This window comes from Pseudalkalibacillus sp. A8 (assembly GCF_045920555.1).
Taxonomy (GTDB): Bacteria; Bacillota; Bacilli; order Bacillales; family Fictibacillaceae; genus Pseudalkalibacillus.
Genome location: NZ_CP174509.1, coordinates 2154009 through 2168769, shown reverse-complemented (window position 1 = coordinate 2168769; position 14761 = coordinate 2154009). Strand labels below are relative to the sequence as shown.

Below are 14761 nucleotides of genomic sequence, written 5' to 3'. Positions count from 1 at the left end.
AGGGGGCTGCTCAAATGGACCTTGAAATGGTTTGGAATACGTTTATCGAAAATTTGCTCAGCACCTCAAAATTCAAAGAAGTTTCAATGTCGAAAAGGGCAGGCATACCGTTTCTATATTTGACATCAGCCTCTCCAAATGAGAGAAAAACCATTGAACCACTCATTGAAAATGCAGCTGTAAAAGCAATGAAGGGAAAACGACTTCACTTCGAATCGGTTTATGTACGAAAAGAAAATGAACTGCTCGTCTACCGCAGCCGATTCTATGTCCCACAACAAAAGATGTTCTGTTGTGGGAACCTATGTCACGACTGCATCCGATTCCGTTGAAAACAATTGTACGATAATATAAGCTGAACTAAAAAAGAGGATGATCCAAATTGGACCATCCCTCTTCAACTCTGGTGCTATTTTATCCGCAGCCGCAAGCTCCTCCAGATCCACATCCCCCGCCACAAGACATATTATCGAAGAATGGATTGCCTGTTGGAACCTTAATGTTTTTCGAAACTTTACCTGCCAGAACTCCGCAGATTTCATTTAAAAGCCCTTCTAGTTCCTTCTCTGCTTTCTTGAACGCTGCCACAGTCTCATTAAGATCGATTTCCCGTTTCAAAACCCTAATATCGGTTGAAACCGTCTTGTAATCTGGGTGGTATTTCCCGAACCTTTGAACTTCCTCGTACTTTTCCTTCATTTTTGAGAACTCATAGATCAACTTCTGAGCCTCTTTATCTTCCAGAAGCTTTTTCTTCGCTTCCTTGTAATCTTGTCCTATATCTGAATTGACGATCACGGATGCCAGTTCATCTGCCCCGTCTAGAATCTCTATACCTTCAACTGTTGCTAACATATGAAAATATACACCTCCACCCTGTATTATGGGTTATGTATAGTATGCCACAAGTGACCCCTTTTTTGCCAATCTTATATTCTAAGATATTCCATTCCCTTCTCCTTCATTTCGGAGCATAAAAATTTTATTGACAGTTCTCTTGTATAGCTATATAATTTTCTCGTTTAGTATAATTTAGGGGATAGCAAAATGAAAATCGTAACATTCAATCCATTTCGAACGATTGGTTTGCCTGGGGTAAGATATATCAAGCCAGAACTCATGTTTCGGGAACAAGCAACGATCAAGGATGCTGATGTAATCTTATTTCCTGAACATTGGCAGGTCAATTCACTCGTATATGGCCTTAAGAAGCCCATCTTTCCTAGTGTCGAATCCATCCACGTAGGTCATGATAAAGTAGAAATGACGAGAGCTCTTTGGACTGTTTGTCCTGATCATGTCCCATACACGGAGATTCTTGGAAATACAAAGAGCAACATCGACTATATACTTGAAACATTTCCTTTTCCATTTGTCGCAAAAGAACCCCGTAACTCGATGGGGCGTGGTGTTTTTCTAATCAATTCAAGAGAAGACTTCCTGGAGTACGCAAGAAACAATACTACTCTCTACGTGCAGGAATATTTAGAAATGGACCGGGATTTAAGGGTTTGTATAGTGGGAGAAGAAGTAATTGCTGCGTACTGGCGCTCAGGTGAAGGTCAATTCCACAATAATGTCTCACAAGGCGGGAAGATTTCATTCCTCGATATTCCAAAAGAAGCTTTAAAGCTTACAATCGAGGCAGCAAAGCAATTGAACATAAACCATGCAGGATTCGATCTTGCGTTAGTCGATGGAAAATTATACTTTCTAGAGTTCAACACGTTATTCGGAAATGATGCGTTAAGAAGCCAGAAAATCAACATCGAAGAAAAGATTTTCAAATATTTATTACGACAGTTCAGTCCGTTACATCCGCCAAATCCATTTGGTAGGACCGAGAAAGTTCCTTCGTAATTTTTCAAGGAATTGTTACCATAAATTCTTCATTCAATCCTTTAATCGCTTCACCTTTAGTATCTACCAGTGTGACATCTATATGATGCTTCCCTCTCGGAAGATCCTTTACAATGAATGCAGCTTTATATACAGGATAGGGTTTTTGATGATCAACTGAGATCCTCAAATGCCCTTTTTTTTGTGTATTTTGACTGCTCTCCTCAGTAAATTCAAATTCTGGGACATAACATTCCACAAACACATTGTTATTTGAAATCATATGTCTTACTGTCATGGATAATGAGGTTGCAGGGCTAGTGACTCCTACTGCCTTGAAGATTGAAGGGTCTTTTTCTATTGTTACTTTTTGTATTTTCCCACTCCCTTGAACCTGACAACCAGAGAGGAAACATAATGCTAATGCAAAAATAAATAAACGTTTTTTCGACACGATTGGATGCACCTCCTCACCTGATAGGTTTTGCAGGTGCTATATAAAATATCCATAGAGACGAATGGTTAAAAGTACTGACAAAAAAGTGGCGGGATTCCCAGTGCTCGTCCCTCACTGAATATAAAAAGGTTGACTCATAAGTGGTGTATAACCTTCAAATAGTGCTATTTGAGGTTACGCACACTCTGTATCGAGTCAACCTGAATTAATGTTTCCCAAAGAGTTGGAAAAGTCTTGATAGCGTCTCTATCTGTCCATGTAAACGGTCGATCTTCTGCCCGAATGTCTGGCCGTAAAAAAACTTTGCTTCATTTTCCAACTCCTGTATCGCTGCCGGGTTACGCGATAATTTCCTATACCAATCAGGATGTTCTCTAACGATGAACTTTAGGTCTGGGCGCTGATCTAAGTAATCGATGATTTCTTTACGCATCCTATTTACTCCCTTTATCAATCTTTAAAAAATTTGTTGAATGGACTATTTGGATAAGGTGGTCGTTTTCCCGGACCTTTTTGGAATTGCTGCAGCATATCTTGAATACCTGCCATTGCAGAACTGATTTGTGAAGTATATTGGCGTACTTCATCTATATCCAGATTCTTGAACATCGTTAGGATTTCACCTACTGAAAGGTCATTTACGTTTTTCCCTTTCTTCTTGGGTTTTGCTTCAGTAGTTGATGAAACTCCAATGTCTCGCTCTATATAATTACCCCATTGTTCGTGATCCTCACCTAGAAGATTCCACTCTGTAAAAACATCTTGCCATGTTTGGTTTCCGTTCTTTACATGATCGATTAATCCAGGGTGTGAGCGTACAAACATCTTGAATTGTTCGACCTTTTCATTATTTTTCGCTTGCTTACTCACTATAATGCCTCCCATACGTTCAACTCAAGCCTACAGTATATAGTACAACACAAGAGTTGATTATGTTCGCCTATTTTATAGTTGCAAGAGTTATTTTTTCATTGGTACACTTGAAAGAGGCAAAAAAGAAAAGAGGACTATGAATGGAATCGACAAATCAGCTTATTGAGAAAGTAAAAACCATACTAGAAAACGGTTCTTATGAAGATAAAATGGTGTTAGAACAAGTAGTATATGGCATCGATAAAAAGCAAAACGGGAGTTACAATACCTACATAACAAGCTTCATGAAAACTGAAATTGAAGAAAATAAGAATCAACTTGTCATGACAATCCCCATCACTCCGTTTTTAGATAACTCGGTAGATATTGTCCATGGAGGTTTTACAGCTACTCTTGCGGACACTGCAATGGGTACATTCGTCAACAGGAAGATACCGAGTGACAAAGTCGCTGTGACATCTGAAATAAAAATCAACTATACGGCTCCAGGGGTAGGGGAATTCCTCATATGCAAAGCAGAAATCCTTCACCTCGGTACGAAAACATCCGTAACTGAAGCAAAAATCTACAATGAAAAAGGCACTCTTGTCGCAGCTGCAACAGGAAGCTTCTATTTAATTCCAAGGAAAAAAGGGTGACTCGAAAGGCTTTATCGGCTTTTTGAGTTCACCCTTAAATTTTGCGAAATCGTTCATTTAATTGGTTACATTACCAGGGGACAATGAAGTTCTGAGTGTAATATTTTTCATAAACACCTACCCCAAGATGTGTGAATTCCTCATTCAACATTGCTTTCCGGTGTCCTTCACTATTCAACCAACCTATGACAGCCTCGATTCCATCAATGTAATTTGCAGCAATGTTCTCGCCTGCCTGGTTGTATTTAATATCTTGACGATCTAATCGATCAGACAAACTTCCGGTGTTTGGTGAGTCATGGGAGAAGTAATTTTCTTCGTTCATTTCCTTACTATGGCCATATGCAACTTGTGAAGTTTCTTCATGCCATTGAAGAGCAGGAACATTGTATTGCTCACGTATAACATTTGTCATTGTGAAGATTTGAAGTTCTTCCGCATTTTGAATCTCTTGCCAATCTTTTTCGGCTAATTCTGGTTGTTCGATGAGTCTCCCCCGGTACTCAAGAGAATAAGGTCTTTGCATAATCAAAATTTCAGGTGTCACGTAACGAATTCCCACAAGTGTTTTCTCGAATTTATCCATATATAGCTGGGCCCATTCTCCATTCATTTTCACAAGTGGCCTCGTCTGCATTTCATCTTCAGTCAACTCGAATTGGTAATCATTCCCGTCAACTTGCAGCTTCGCCTTATTATCCAAATCAATATGTTTTTCTATTTCAGAACGTTTTTGGCCAATTTTTAATGGAGAAACATCTACATCTCTTCCAAGGACAAACATGGTAACTACTCTACCTTTGTCAACTCCAAGCTGAATATACTGATCCGGATCCTCGTCATATATCCACCACTGGTAACCATAAGGAGTAGGATTAATTCGGTCGGGCTCTCCGATTTTTGTCAGTAACTCCTCCTGATTCATTTGAAGAAATTGCTGGATTCCTGAGTCAGGCAATTTCAGGTTTTCTTTTGGTTTTTCAGAGGAACTGGAATCAGTTTGCTCGGTTGGAGACTCAGTAAATTCCGGGGGCTGGGCAATGTCATCGTAAAAAATACTAAACCCAAACAATATGAACGCTATGACAATGATCATTCCAATATTTCTCATATGCCCCTCCCCCAATCTTTTTACGAGATATTTGTCGAATCCTATTTTCACATTACCTTATAGCTGAATACTTGTCTATCCTTTGAACTTAATCTATTAATTAACATCATATTCAAGCTGTCCCATTACCATACCTCCAGTATGGGTAAATAAAATCGCGATAGGTCATAATTCAAAAAAGTTGCCCTCTTATGAAACTTGGCTCCAGAAACGATAGTAGGAGCAGAGTTCACTTCTGGGCCAACTTCATGTTTTTTAACAATGTAGTTGTTGATCCGGGTCCGCTTCAGAAATTTCCTACAATGCCATACCCGATTGCTTTTTACTTTCCGAATATTTCTCTGTTCCACGATTGGCAATCTACGTATTTCATGTTTAACCATGAGGTTGACCGACAATGTACATTGCTTAATCAAGTGTTATTCATTTTATCTAGTTTTGCCAAATTTTCGATTTCTTTTCAAAAATCATATATAATTATAGGGAATGACCTTTTGAAAGATTGCATCTTCAGCTGTTTCATACTATTATTATGAAGGAAGAACATATCGAAGGATGTGGAGGATAACACATGAAATTTGAAGAAATCGGACTAGCAGGTAAAGTAGTTAATTTCGAAATACTTGAACATTTAATGCACGATGTTGGATTAGTACGTGCGGGACAATGGGATTACGAACGAATTACATATGACTATAAGTTTGAAAGCATGGATAGTGGCGATGTTTTCTATTTACGTGTTCCTTGTTATGCAGTAGAAGGAGAAGTTGAATCTCCGCATGCATTGATTAAAATCATGGAACCTTACCTTGGAAAACATTATTATCCTCACGGAGTCGAATATGATGAGGATTTCCCAAAGAATATCGTTACAAATTGTAAAAAGCTTTTGAATCAATTGAAAGAAGAAATCGATAAGCACCATACAGTATAAAAAGGGCTGACTGAGTCGCCCTTTTTTTGTTTATCCAGTAAGAAAAGACTCCTTATTTGAAAATTGTTTAACAATCCATACATTTCTGACCAGGGCTCTGTTCATAATTTCACAAAAGCAATATAATATAAAGTAAGGAACTCATTATTGATGATATACATTAGAAAAGCTAATACATATCGATCTTCTAATGAGAAAGGAGGACCAAGTTGAATCAATTTTCAACTCGTAAACGCTGGATCATTTTTACTATAATCGCACTTATAATCGCTGCAGGTTTCATATGGGTATTGCCACTAGCGTTACCTATTGTTTTCGCACTTTTTTCCGCTCTTTTCCTAGAACCGGCCGTAAAAATGTTCCAAAGAAGGTTTTCTCTCAAACGGAATTTGTCTGTATTCATTGTTTTCTCTCTTTTCGTCATTTTACTAGGCATCGGAAGCTATCTTTTAGTGACTAAAGTTGTTACTTCAGCAATCAATTTTGTAGAAAATTCTCCTACATATATATCAGAAATGAACAATGTATGGGATGATATAGAGAAGAACTTTGAAACGGCTGCACAAGATTTACCCGAAGAAATCGTCATCGAAATCAACAGTCAAGTGGATCGATTTTTGGAATCAATAAGGACAAAGCTTCTTGAGCGGAACTATGTAGAATCCTTAACTTCACTCGTCTCCTTCATTCCGACTTTTTTAGTAAGTATTATCGTTTATTTACTGGCTTTATTCCTTTTCCTTTTGGACATCCCTAGATTGAAAAGAAGGGTATATTCCCATATGACTGAAAAGACCGCCGAAAAAGTTCATTTTATGAGCACAAGGTTATCTTATGTCATCTTCGGTTTCATGAAAGCTCAATTCTTAGTCAGTATCGTCATTTTTGTTGCTGCATTGATCGGTTTATATATGATCGTCCCTAAGGCCGCTCTATTGATGGCCTTCATCATCTGGATAATTGATTTTATCCCTATAATCGGTTCCATCGTCATCCTGGGCCCCTGGGCTTTATATTATCTTTTGATCGGAAACATGGTATTAGGGACGAAACTCGCAGTGCTGGCTGGTATCTTGCTGATCATTCGGAGGACGGTAGAACCAAAAGTGATGGGCCATCATATCGGCTTATCCGCACTTTCAACCCTAATCGCCATGTATTTAGGTTTAAAGCTGTTTGGGATGATTGGCTTCATTGTCGGACCGCTTCTCCTCATCATCTTCAATTCTGCACGTGAAGCAGGAATTGTAAAAACCAACTTCAAAATATAAAGATAGGTATAAGGGCTGATCATATTGGATCAGCCCTTCAGCGTGCCAGGTACTATTTTCAACCTCAACTCCCCCAACGCTTCTGAAATGGTGCCTGGCACCATCTGTTTTAGAAAAAGTCATAGAGGAATGGGGTTTGCTCTGGGAGGTTTCTTTCAAGCATATCTATTTCTTCAGCCTTTCCACTTAATCGACCTTGTGCCGCTAGCTGCTTAGGTGTCTGGTAATTGAAAAACATCGTAGTTAGGGTGTTAATGTCACATTGTATTCCCTTTTCAGGAGGGTGTTGGCATCTTGCTCCTTCTTTCGGAGGAAAGTGATCGACTTTAACTTCTTCACCCTCACTCTTCTTGATGATAAACGTGCCTCTGTTCCACTCGGCAAAAGGATCATCCAAATGAACGATCAACGGTTTTTCAAATATTGCTTGAAAAGGATACGATTCAATGAACTTCTTGAAATCAACAATCCTACTCATGAAATAAGAACTGATTTCTTGCTTGATTTTAGGGTCAAACATCAAGAATTCGAAATTTTCATCGATAGCTGGATGTAATTTGATCGAATCGACCATCGAGTCATGATTTCTTACATACTGGAGCATTGTCAATTTGGCTTGTTCATTCAGAGATACCCATTCTTCTATTTCCATTACGTTCTTTTTCACTCTATAAACGAGATAACCTTTATCATTTCCGTCTTCATCCTGATAGACTGCAACAATATCTCGAGGATTATGTAACACAGAGTAGCTCCACCATTTTTCCGTCCTCTTCAACATACCAGCGTATTTCTGAGCATACTGGGTATATATGTTGTCTAGCCTTTTGATATCATGGTTTATCCGGATAACCTGTCCTATTGCATGTTCATACTCAGTTGCTAACTGTTCAGGTTTGATTTCATATTTTTTTACACTGTGTGTCAATTCCCATCCATATTTTCTATAGAAGGCTACGGAAAACGGATGAAGCATCGAAACCGACTGCCCGTTATCCCGCATTACCTCCAGGGATTTTTTCATCAACGCTTTTATATGTCCTTTCCTCCGATATTCAGGCCAACTGGCGACACCAGCAATACCTCCCATAGCCATGACCTTTCCACCTAACCATATTTCCATCGGATGGATCAATAATTTCGATGCCATTTTCCCTTCATCAAAAAGAGCCCAACAATTTTCCAAGTCACTCATTTCTCTTCTTTTCCTTTTGTCTTCATCTGATAGTTCATATTGAAAGGCGAATTCTCCCATGGCTAGGAAATCATCAAATTCTTTTTCTGTAACCGTACGTAACTCCATCTATATCCCCCTCTATCCTATTAGTGTCCTTAACAATATTCATGATGATTCTATTATATCCTTTCAATAAAAAGAAAAAGGATTGACTTATCCAGTAAAGTCAATCCACTATAAATCATTGTTCATTCAAAGATAATTTTCCATTTGCCTTTGCTTCCTCCATGATTTTCAACTCATCTTCCCTGTCTTGTGCACGTTCTTTCCGTACCCAACGAATCAAGATATATAACAGGATACCACCGTAAATAATTTCCTGTGCAATCTTCATGATGACACCGCCAGCTTGCTGATCATCGAGAGGTGCGAGAAAAGAAAAAATTTGTGGGGCATTCATATAGGTTTGATAAATCAGATCATCCGCAAAAATGATCAACGCACAGGCCGGTGTTAAAAGAACACCATCAGCAAATATATAGCCGACTTTTTGTAGATCAGATAGTGTATCATTTTCAGGTAGAGGACCAATCACAGGCCACCACATAAAGAACGAACTTGTCAGCAAAACGAGATGTGTCACTTCATGCAAAAGAACGTTTGTCATGACGGTATCGAAAATAATCGGTAAGTGATACAACGATATAAGTATATTGAAAGAAATCAATGCAATTAAAGGCTTTGTAAAAAATCGGAATACTCTTCCTATGCTTCGTATGTCAAGAATCTTTCTATAAAGTTCCTTCGGAAGACCGATCAATAACAGCGGCGGGACGATGAAATAAAGCAGACTCATCTGCAGCATATGTGCAGAAAATGAGTAATGATGGCCGATGACACTCAATGGAGTGCCCTTGGCACTATAAAACCCGATCACTGCAATGACAAACCAGATTTTTTGTCCCCTGGTTACGGATCCTTTCCATGGGCCATTTTTTGTATAAAAAAGATATATACCAATTACTGCGATGGTAATCAATAAATAGAATGGATTCCATAATTCGATTAAACTTACATCGCTTAAAGAAGTCTGATGTTGGTTGTGCATCAAATTCACTCCTTGCTCTGTTCTCTCTTCCTATCATATCAAATATTATTGACGGCTACGGCTTGGAGTAAAACAATTTTGTGTCATTAAAACGATAATCCTAGCAAAAAGGACCGACTCTCCAGGAGTCAGTCCTTATTCAAATTACCAAATCAATCCTACAAGTGTTCCAACTGTGATTAAAGCGATCAACAAACCACTCGCAATTCCCCACATTGGGAATTCATGTCCTTTATGGCCCAGGTGCATCCAAATGTAAAGCTGGAAGAATACCTGGACACCAGCGAGAACAATAATGAAAAGGATTGCAACAGAATTGGATATCGCGTCACTTGCAATCGCAGCAAACGCAACGATAGTCAATAAGATCATCATGACGAATGATACGTTATGCTGACGTCGTTCTTGTTTCAATTTAATTTTCTTCTGTAAGGACGAGTGGTGATGGACAGAGTTTGGTTGTTCATTACTAGCCATCGATCACCCCACCTTTCCCATAAGATATACGACTGTAAAGATGAATACCCAAACTACATCGACAAAGTGCCAATATAGTGCGAACAGGTAGTATTTAGGAGTATTATATAAGGTCAAGCCACGTCCGCTATTACGTACGAGTAATGCTGTGATCCAAAGACATCCGAATAATACGTGACCTCCATGAAATCCAACTAGTGTATAGAAGGCCGAACCGAATGCACCTGAAGTGAATGTATGACCTTCATGTACATAATGTAGGAACTCATAAATTTCAAGTCCTAAGAATCCAAGCCCCAGCAACAGCGTGATGAAAAACCATCTGCGCATTTGCTTGACTCTATTTTCTTTCAGTGCCAATACAGCGTATACACTCGTCAAACTACTTGTGAGTAGGATGATTGTCGCCGCGAAAACCATTGGCAGTTGGAAAATTTCTGATGCTTCCGGTCCTTTTCCGAAAGAATTACGTAATCCTAGGTACGTACCGAACAATGTTGCGAAAAGTACAGTTTCTCCACCTAAAAACAACCAGAATCCTAAAAACTTATTTTTACCTTCCAGGGTAGCTTTCTCGGGGGATTCAGGGAAGTTTTGGTCGGTTAAGCGTTCACCTACATCCATTATACGTCAACCCCCTTATCCTCTTTCAGTAAATCTTCCTTATGAAGATGATGACCATGATCGTCAATCCATGATCTTAGGAACATACATGCAAGGCCGATTCCGAGTCCAACAATGATGGCAATCAATGCTGGTGCTCCAGCGGAACTGTAATAAATGAATCCAAAACCTGCAATGAAGAATCCTAACGACATGACAAACGGAAGAATCGAGTTGTTAGGCATATGAATATCACCAACAGGTTCTGCAGGTGTCATTTTCTTATTTCCTGCCATTTTTTCAATCCATAGTGCATCCAATCCACGGACCAAAGGAGTTTGTAGGAAGTTGTAGTGTGGAGTAGGGTTTGGAATCGCCCACTCAAGTGTACGACCATCCCAAGGATCACCACTGACTTTCTTGCCATTTGCATGTGTGACAATCACGTTGATGATGAAAATGATTGTCCCCACTGTCATCAATATCGCTCCGATGGTACTGATGAAGTTCATAGTACCTAGTCCGAATTCCTCTGGGTACGTAAAGTAACGACGAGGCATTCCCATCAGACCCAAGAAGTGCTGCGGGAAGAATGTAAGATGGAATCCGATGAAAAACGTCCAGAAGTTCCATTTCCCAAGTGCTTCATTCAACATCAATCCGAACATTCTAGGATACCAATAATATAGTCCAGAAAATAGTCCAAGGATCAATCCACCAACAATGACATAGTGGAAGTGGGCTACAACGAAATAGCTGTCATGATATTGATAGTCAGCAGGTGCTGCAGCAAGCATGACACCTGTCACCCCACCCATTACGAATGTTGGAATGAATCCAACTGAAAACAAATTGGCTGTTGTAAAACGAATCTTTCCGCCCCACATGGTAAATACCCAGTTGAAGATCTTAACTCCTGTCGGGATAGCGATTGCCATTGTGGCAACAGCGAAAATAGAGTTTGCTACTGGTCCCAGTCCTACCGTGAACATATGGTGGGCCCAGACCATGAAACCTAAGAAGCCGATTAATACTGTCGCGAAGACCATCGCGCTATAACCGAATAGTCGCTTTCTAGAGAATGTAGCTACAACTTCTGAAATAATACCGAATGCTGGCAAGATCAGAATATATACTTCAGGGTGCCCGAAAATCCAAAAAATATGTTCCCAAATGATTGCATTACCACCCATGTTCGCATCAAAGAAATTAGCTTCAAACACTCGATCGAACATAAGCAGGAAGAATCCAACTGTCAAAGCAGGGAATGCAAAAAGGATAAGACCAGATGTTACGAATGCTGTCCATGTGAACAATGGCATACGCATGAAAGTCATTCCTGGTGCTCTCATATTGATGATCGTAACGAGGAAGTTGATCCCCCCCATTAATGTACCCGCACCGGCTATCTGTAATCCTAGTACATAGAAATCAAGACCGTGTCCGGTCGATGTGGTTGATAATGGTGCATAGGCAGTCCAACCAGCATCAGGAGCCCCACCTAAGAACCAGCTTAAGTTCAATAGGACTCCACCGAAGAAGAACAGCCAAAATCCTAATGAGTTTACAAAAGGAAAGGCTACGTCCCTGGCACCGATCTGTAAAGGTACGACCGCGTTCATAAACCCGAAAATTATCGGCATGGCGGCCAGGAAGATCATTGTTGTACCATGCATGGTAAGTACTTGATTATAGAGATTTCCTGTTAAGAATGTCATTTCAGGATTCATTAATTGTATACGAATCAATACTGCCTCTAAACCACCGACTAGGAAGAAGAATCCGCCGGATATGAGGTATAGAATTCCAATTTTCTTATGGTCGACTGTAGTCAGCCAATCCCATAGCACGCTTTTATTCGCTGCATGTGCGTTACTCACGATAGTACCTCCTTTTTAAAGCGATTGAAACTTTGCTTATTCAGCGGTTTCAAGTTCCATTAAGTAGTCTGCTAGTGCATCTAATTGTTCTTCATTGAAGTTGAAATCCGGCATATTGTTACCAGGTTTCATCTCTTGTGGATTATTAACCCACTTTTTGATGTTCTCTTTATTGTGTTCAGCGATACCTGCTACCATATCGTTGTCAGCGAAACCAGTCAATGCCGGACCTACGTTGCCGCCTTGATCTCCAACTGCATGACATTGCAGACAGTTCTGCTCAAAAATTTGCTGACCTTGAGCTACCTCAGATGGAGCGTCATCGAACTTCGTATTTTTCATACTTTCAATCCACGCATCGAATTCATCACGCTCGACAACTTTGACTTTAAAGTACATCAAGGCATGTGAATCACCACAAAGCTCAGCACAAGCACCTTGGAAAGTTCCTGTCTTTTCAGGGTGGAGCCACATTTTGTTAGTCAATTTATCTCCAGGATTCGTATCCATTTTCCCAGCAATGCTTGGAATCCAGAAAGAGTGGATGACATCTGCAGAGCTTAACTCGATATTTACTCTTTCATCTACTGGCAGATAGAGTTCCTGTGCTGTTACGACTTCTTGATCAGGATACTCGAATTCCCACCAATACTGGTGTCCGGTAACCTTGATCGTCATCGGACCCTCATTCGCTTCTTCGCCTTCTTCAGTTGCTTGAGCACTCTTTTCGCTTACATCAAGGTCAAAAGTGGTGATGACTGTCGGCACCGCCAATACTAATAAGAGCACGATCGGAATCGCAGTCCAAAGAACTTCAAGCAAATGGTTTCCTTCTACTTGTTCAGGGATGGAATCGTCCCCTTTACGATGTCGGAATTTCACCAATACATAACCAAAAAGAATAAAAACAACTACAAGTACAACAACCATAATTGCAAGGCTCAAGACCATTAGATCGAAAAGGGCGCTAGCACCTTTACCTTGTGGTTGAAGTGCGGATATCTGTTCATTTCCGCAACCAATTAAACCAAGCATCATAATTCCAAATAACGGAACAAGACGCCCGAGTCGTAGCCATCGTTTCATTACTACATCAAACCCCGCTTTCTCTGTTGTGCTTAGAACAATTTTTTAAATATGTAACCGCTTAAGGGGAATTGGAAATCCCTTTAGCGATTGACGATGATCATTACAACGAACATGATGGTCAAGTAGTTCAGGGAGTATACGAACATCAATCTTGCCCATTTGATGTCATTTTTCATGAAGAATCCGGCTATGCCAAGGGCTAACCAACCTAAACCTAGTACAGCGGCAACAGTAAAGTATACCATACCAAAATGATATAGATATAAACTTACCGGAAGCAACGCTGCAACATAAACCACCATCTGTCGTTTTGTCATATCGAAACCTGAAACAACAGGAAGCATTGGAATTCCTGCTTTCCGGTATTCTTCACACCGTTTCATAGCTAAAGCCAAAAAGTGAGGCGGTTGCCATAAAAACATAATCAAGAACAAATGCCATGCTGTTATATGCAGGTTCGGATCGACAGCTGCCCAGCCGATGAGTGGAGGTATCGCCCCTGAAATCCCCCCAACTACGGTATTAATCGAGTGGGTCCGTTTCAACCACATCGTATAAACGATGACATACACAACTAGTCCTATCACACCTAGAAGTGCTGCCATCAAGGAGGCAAACATCAACAACAGTGTCCCGAGAGCAGAAAGTATGATACCTACCCAGAGTACCTGGTTTGCATCAATCTTACCTGTAACAGTAGGCCTTTCATGTGTCCTTTCCATCAAATGGTCGATATCCCTATCGATAAAGTTGTTTAAACAACAACCTCCTGCAATGACGAGTGCTGCACCTAAGAGAGTCAGCAATGCTGTAGGGATATTAGCGATGAAACTTGCTTCAGTCACCTTCAAGGCAATCCAAAAACCAGCGAATGTCGTAATGAGGTTAGACATCACGATGCCCATCTTCGCAAGTGTCAAAAAATCCTTCCAAGTACCAGTAGGTTTAGCCTCTGACAATGGACCAGGCTCCATAACCCTGCTTGATGCTTCATAAGTTGTCGTATTCATTTTGCTCATGCTTCCACCTCCTTTTAAGAGCTCTTATTCCCATATCTTACATTAAAACATAAGTGAAAGGAAAACACCTATTCTAATTTATCAGTAAAAAGGGTTTCTGAAAATAACTTTTTGTAAATTGTCTATGCTTGTTCACATTTTCGATGATTTCATACAAACACATATGATACGATATTGTCGATTGAAATTGTCCTTTAACATTATAAACGAATTCAAAAGTTTTGTATACTTGCCACTGTTTACACTTAATTCCCTGTTCTCCCGGTTTTCATGAGTTCTAAAAGG

General features: G+C 39.9%; 17 protein-coding genes. 5 read left to right on the top strand and 12 right to left on the bottom strand.

Annotated elements, in window-relative coordinates; genetic code table 11:
* Window positions 1–14 precede the first annotated feature (14 nt).
* Window positions 15–332, top strand: coding sequence for a hypothetical protein (locus tag ACJROX_RS11310; protein WP_408010866.1), 318 nt, complete (start codon window positions 15–17; stop codon window positions 330–332).
* 82 nt (window positions 333–414) lie between these two features.
* Here ACJROX_RS11310 and ACJROX_RS11305 read toward each other — a convergent pair whose 3' ends face one another.
* Window positions 415–855, bottom strand: a complete 441-nt coding sequence (locus ACJROX_RS11305; protein ID WP_408010865.1) for a YlbF family regulator — start codon at window positions 853–855, stop codon at window positions 415–417.
* Between the two features lie 192 nt (window positions 856–1047).
* Here ACJROX_RS11305 and ACJROX_RS11300 point away from each other — a divergent pair, with 192 nt between their 5' ends.
* Entirely contained in the window at window positions 1048–1860 is an 813-nt protein-coding gene (locus ACJROX_RS11300; protein WP_408010864.1) for a RimK family alpha-L-glutamate ligase, read from the top strand.
* Window positions 1861–1864: 4 nt separating this feature from the next.
* Here ACJROX_RS11300 and ACJROX_RS11295 read toward each other — a convergent pair whose 3' ends face one another.
* From ACJROX_RS11295 to ylbD, 3 genes are all read right to left on the bottom strand, one after another.
* Entirely contained in the window at window positions 1865–2293 is a 429-nt protein-coding gene (locus ACJROX_RS11295) for a hypothetical protein (RefSeq protein WP_408010863.1), read from the bottom strand.
* Between the two features lie 208 nt (window positions 2294–2501).
* Complete coding sequence (locus ACJROX_RS11290) at window positions 2502–2729, bottom strand: YlbE-like family protein (protein ID WP_408010862.1); 228 nt, start codon at window positions 2727–2729, stop codon at window positions 2502–2504.
* Window positions 2730–2746: 17 nt separating this feature from the next.
* Window positions 2747–3166: a spore coat protein YlbD gene (ylbD, locus tag ACJROX_RS11285; protein ID WP_408010861.1), complete on the bottom strand. Its 420-nt coding sequence runs from the start codon at window positions 3164–3166 to the stop codon at window positions 2747–2749.
* A 143-nt stretch (window positions 3167–3309) separates the two neighbouring features.
* On the opposite strand from ylbD, the gene ACJROX_RS11280 reads away from it, so the two are divergent.
* On the top strand, window positions 3310–3807 hold the full coding sequence (locus ACJROX_RS11280) for a PaaI family thioesterase (protein ID WP_408010860.1): 498 nt from the start codon (window positions 3310–3312) through the stop codon (window positions 3805–3807).
* A gap of 70 nt (window positions 3808–3877) precedes the next feature.
* Here ACJROX_RS11280 and ACJROX_RS11275 read toward each other — a convergent pair whose 3' ends face one another.
* Window positions 3878–4918, bottom strand: coding sequence for a CAP domain-containing protein (locus ACJROX_RS11275; protein WP_408010859.1), 1041 nt, complete (start codon window positions 4916–4918; stop codon window positions 3878–3880).
* A 571-nt stretch (window positions 4919–5489) separates the two neighbouring features.
* Between ACJROX_RS11275 and ACJROX_RS11270 the strand changes: the two genes are divergently transcribed.
* A complete protein-coding gene (locus tag ACJROX_RS11270; protein WP_408010857.1) occupies window positions 5490–5852 on the top strand; it encodes a YugN family protein in 363 nt (120 codons plus the stop codon).
* 209 nt (window positions 5853–6061) lie between these two features.
* Window positions 6062–7123: a sporulation integral membrane protein YtvI gene (gene ytvI / locus ACJROX_RS11265; RefSeq protein ID WP_408010856.1), complete on the top strand. Its 1062-nt coding sequence runs from the start codon at window positions 6062–6064 to the stop codon at window positions 7121–7123.
* 109 nt (window positions 7124–7232) lie between these two features.
* Here ytvI and eis read toward each other — a convergent pair whose 3' ends face one another.
* From eis to cyoE, 7 genes are all read right to left on the bottom strand, one after another.
* Window positions 7233–8426, bottom strand: coding sequence for an enhanced intracellular survival protein Eis (gene eis / locus ACJROX_RS11260; protein WP_408010855.1), 1194 nt, complete (start codon window positions 8424–8426; stop codon window positions 7233–7235).
* Between the two features lie 115 nt (window positions 8427–8541).
* Entirely contained in the window at window positions 8542–9408 is an 867-nt protein-coding gene (locus ACJROX_RS11255) for a cytochrome c oxidase assembly protein (RefSeq protein ID WP_408010854.1), read from the bottom strand.
* Window positions 9409–9552: 144 nt separating this feature from the next.
* Window positions 9553–9885, bottom strand: coding sequence for a cytochrome C oxidase subunit IV family protein (locus tag ACJROX_RS11250; RefSeq protein ID WP_225065442.1), 333 nt, complete (start codon window positions 9883–9885; stop codon window positions 9553–9555).
* A 3-nt stretch (window positions 9886–9888) separates the two neighbouring features.
* Window positions 9889–10509, bottom strand: coding sequence for a cytochrome c oxidase subunit 3 (locus tag ACJROX_RS11245; protein WP_408010853.1), 621 nt, complete (start codon window positions 10507–10509; stop codon window positions 9889–9891).
* Window positions 10509–12368 (bottom strand): cytochrome c oxidase subunit I, encoded by a 1860-nt coding sequence (ctaD, locus tag ACJROX_RS11240; RefSeq protein ID WP_408010852.1) that lies wholly within the window; start codon window positions 12366–12368, stop codon window positions 10509–10511. Before ctaD ends, ACJROX_RS11245 begins: the two co-directional genes overlap by 1 nt.
* Before the next feature lie 36 nt (window positions 12369–12404).
* Window positions 12405–13454, bottom strand: a complete 1050-nt coding sequence (coxB, locus tag ACJROX_RS11235) for a cytochrome c oxidase subunit II (RefSeq protein ID WP_408010851.1) — start codon at window positions 13452–13454, stop codon at window positions 12405–12407.
* A gap of 83 nt (window positions 13455–13537) precedes the next feature.
* Window positions 13538–14476, bottom strand: coding sequence for a heme o synthase (gene cyoE / locus ACJROX_RS11230; protein WP_408010850.1), 939 nt, complete (start codon window positions 14474–14476; stop codon window positions 13538–13540).
* Between the last annotated feature and the right edge of the window lie 285 nt (window positions 14477–14761).

Coding starts and splice junctions, on each gene's coding strand:
- ACJROX_RS11275 (WP_408010859.1), bottom strand. CDS start 4,918: ATGAGAAATATTGGAATGATCATTGTCATAGCGTTCATATTGTTTGGG.
- ACJROX_RS11290 (WP_408010862.1), bottom strand. CDS start 2,729: ATGCGTAAAGAAATCATCGATTACTTAGATCAGCGCCCAGACCTAAAG.
- ACJROX_RS11280 (WP_408010860.1), top strand. CDS start 3,310: ATGGAATCGACAAATCAGCTTATTGAGAAAGTAAAAACCATACTAGAA.
- ACJROX_RS11255 (WP_408010854.1), bottom strand. CDS start 9,408: ATGCACAACCAACATCAGACTTCTTTAAGCGATGTAAGTTTAATCGAA.
- coxB (WP_408010851.1), bottom strand. CDS start 13,454: ATGAAACGATGGCTACGACTCGGGCGTCTTGTTCCGTTATTTGGAATT.
- ACJROX_RS11310 (WP_408010866.1), top strand. CDS start 15: ATGGACCTTGAAATGGTTTGGAATACGTTTATCGAAAATTTGCTCAGC.
- cyoE (WP_408010850.1), bottom strand. CDS start 14,476: ATGAGCAAAATGAATACGACAACTTATGAAGCATCAAGCAGGGTTATG.
- ACJROX_RS11245 (WP_408010853.1), bottom strand. CDS start 10,509: ATGGATGTAGGTGAACGCTTAACCGACCAAAACTTCCCTGAATCCCCC.
- eis (WP_408010855.1), bottom strand. CDS start 8,426: ATGGAGTTACGTACGGTTACAGAAAAAGAATTTGATGATTTCCTAGCC.
- ACJROX_RS11305 (WP_408010865.1), bottom strand. CDS start 855: ATGTTAGCAACAGTTGAAGGTATAGAGATTCTAGACGGGGCAGATGAA.
- ACJROX_RS11300 (WP_408010864.1), top strand. CDS start 1,048: ATGAAAATCGTAACATTCAATCCATTTCGAACGATTGGTTTGCCTGGG.
- ACJROX_RS11250 (WP_225065442.1), bottom strand. CDS start 9,885: ATGGCTAGTAATGAACAACCAAACTCTGTCCATCACCACTCGTCCTTA.
- ACJROX_RS11270 (WP_408010857.1), top strand. CDS start 5,490: ATGAAATTTGAAGAAATCGGACTAGCAGGTAAAGTAGTTAATTTCGAA.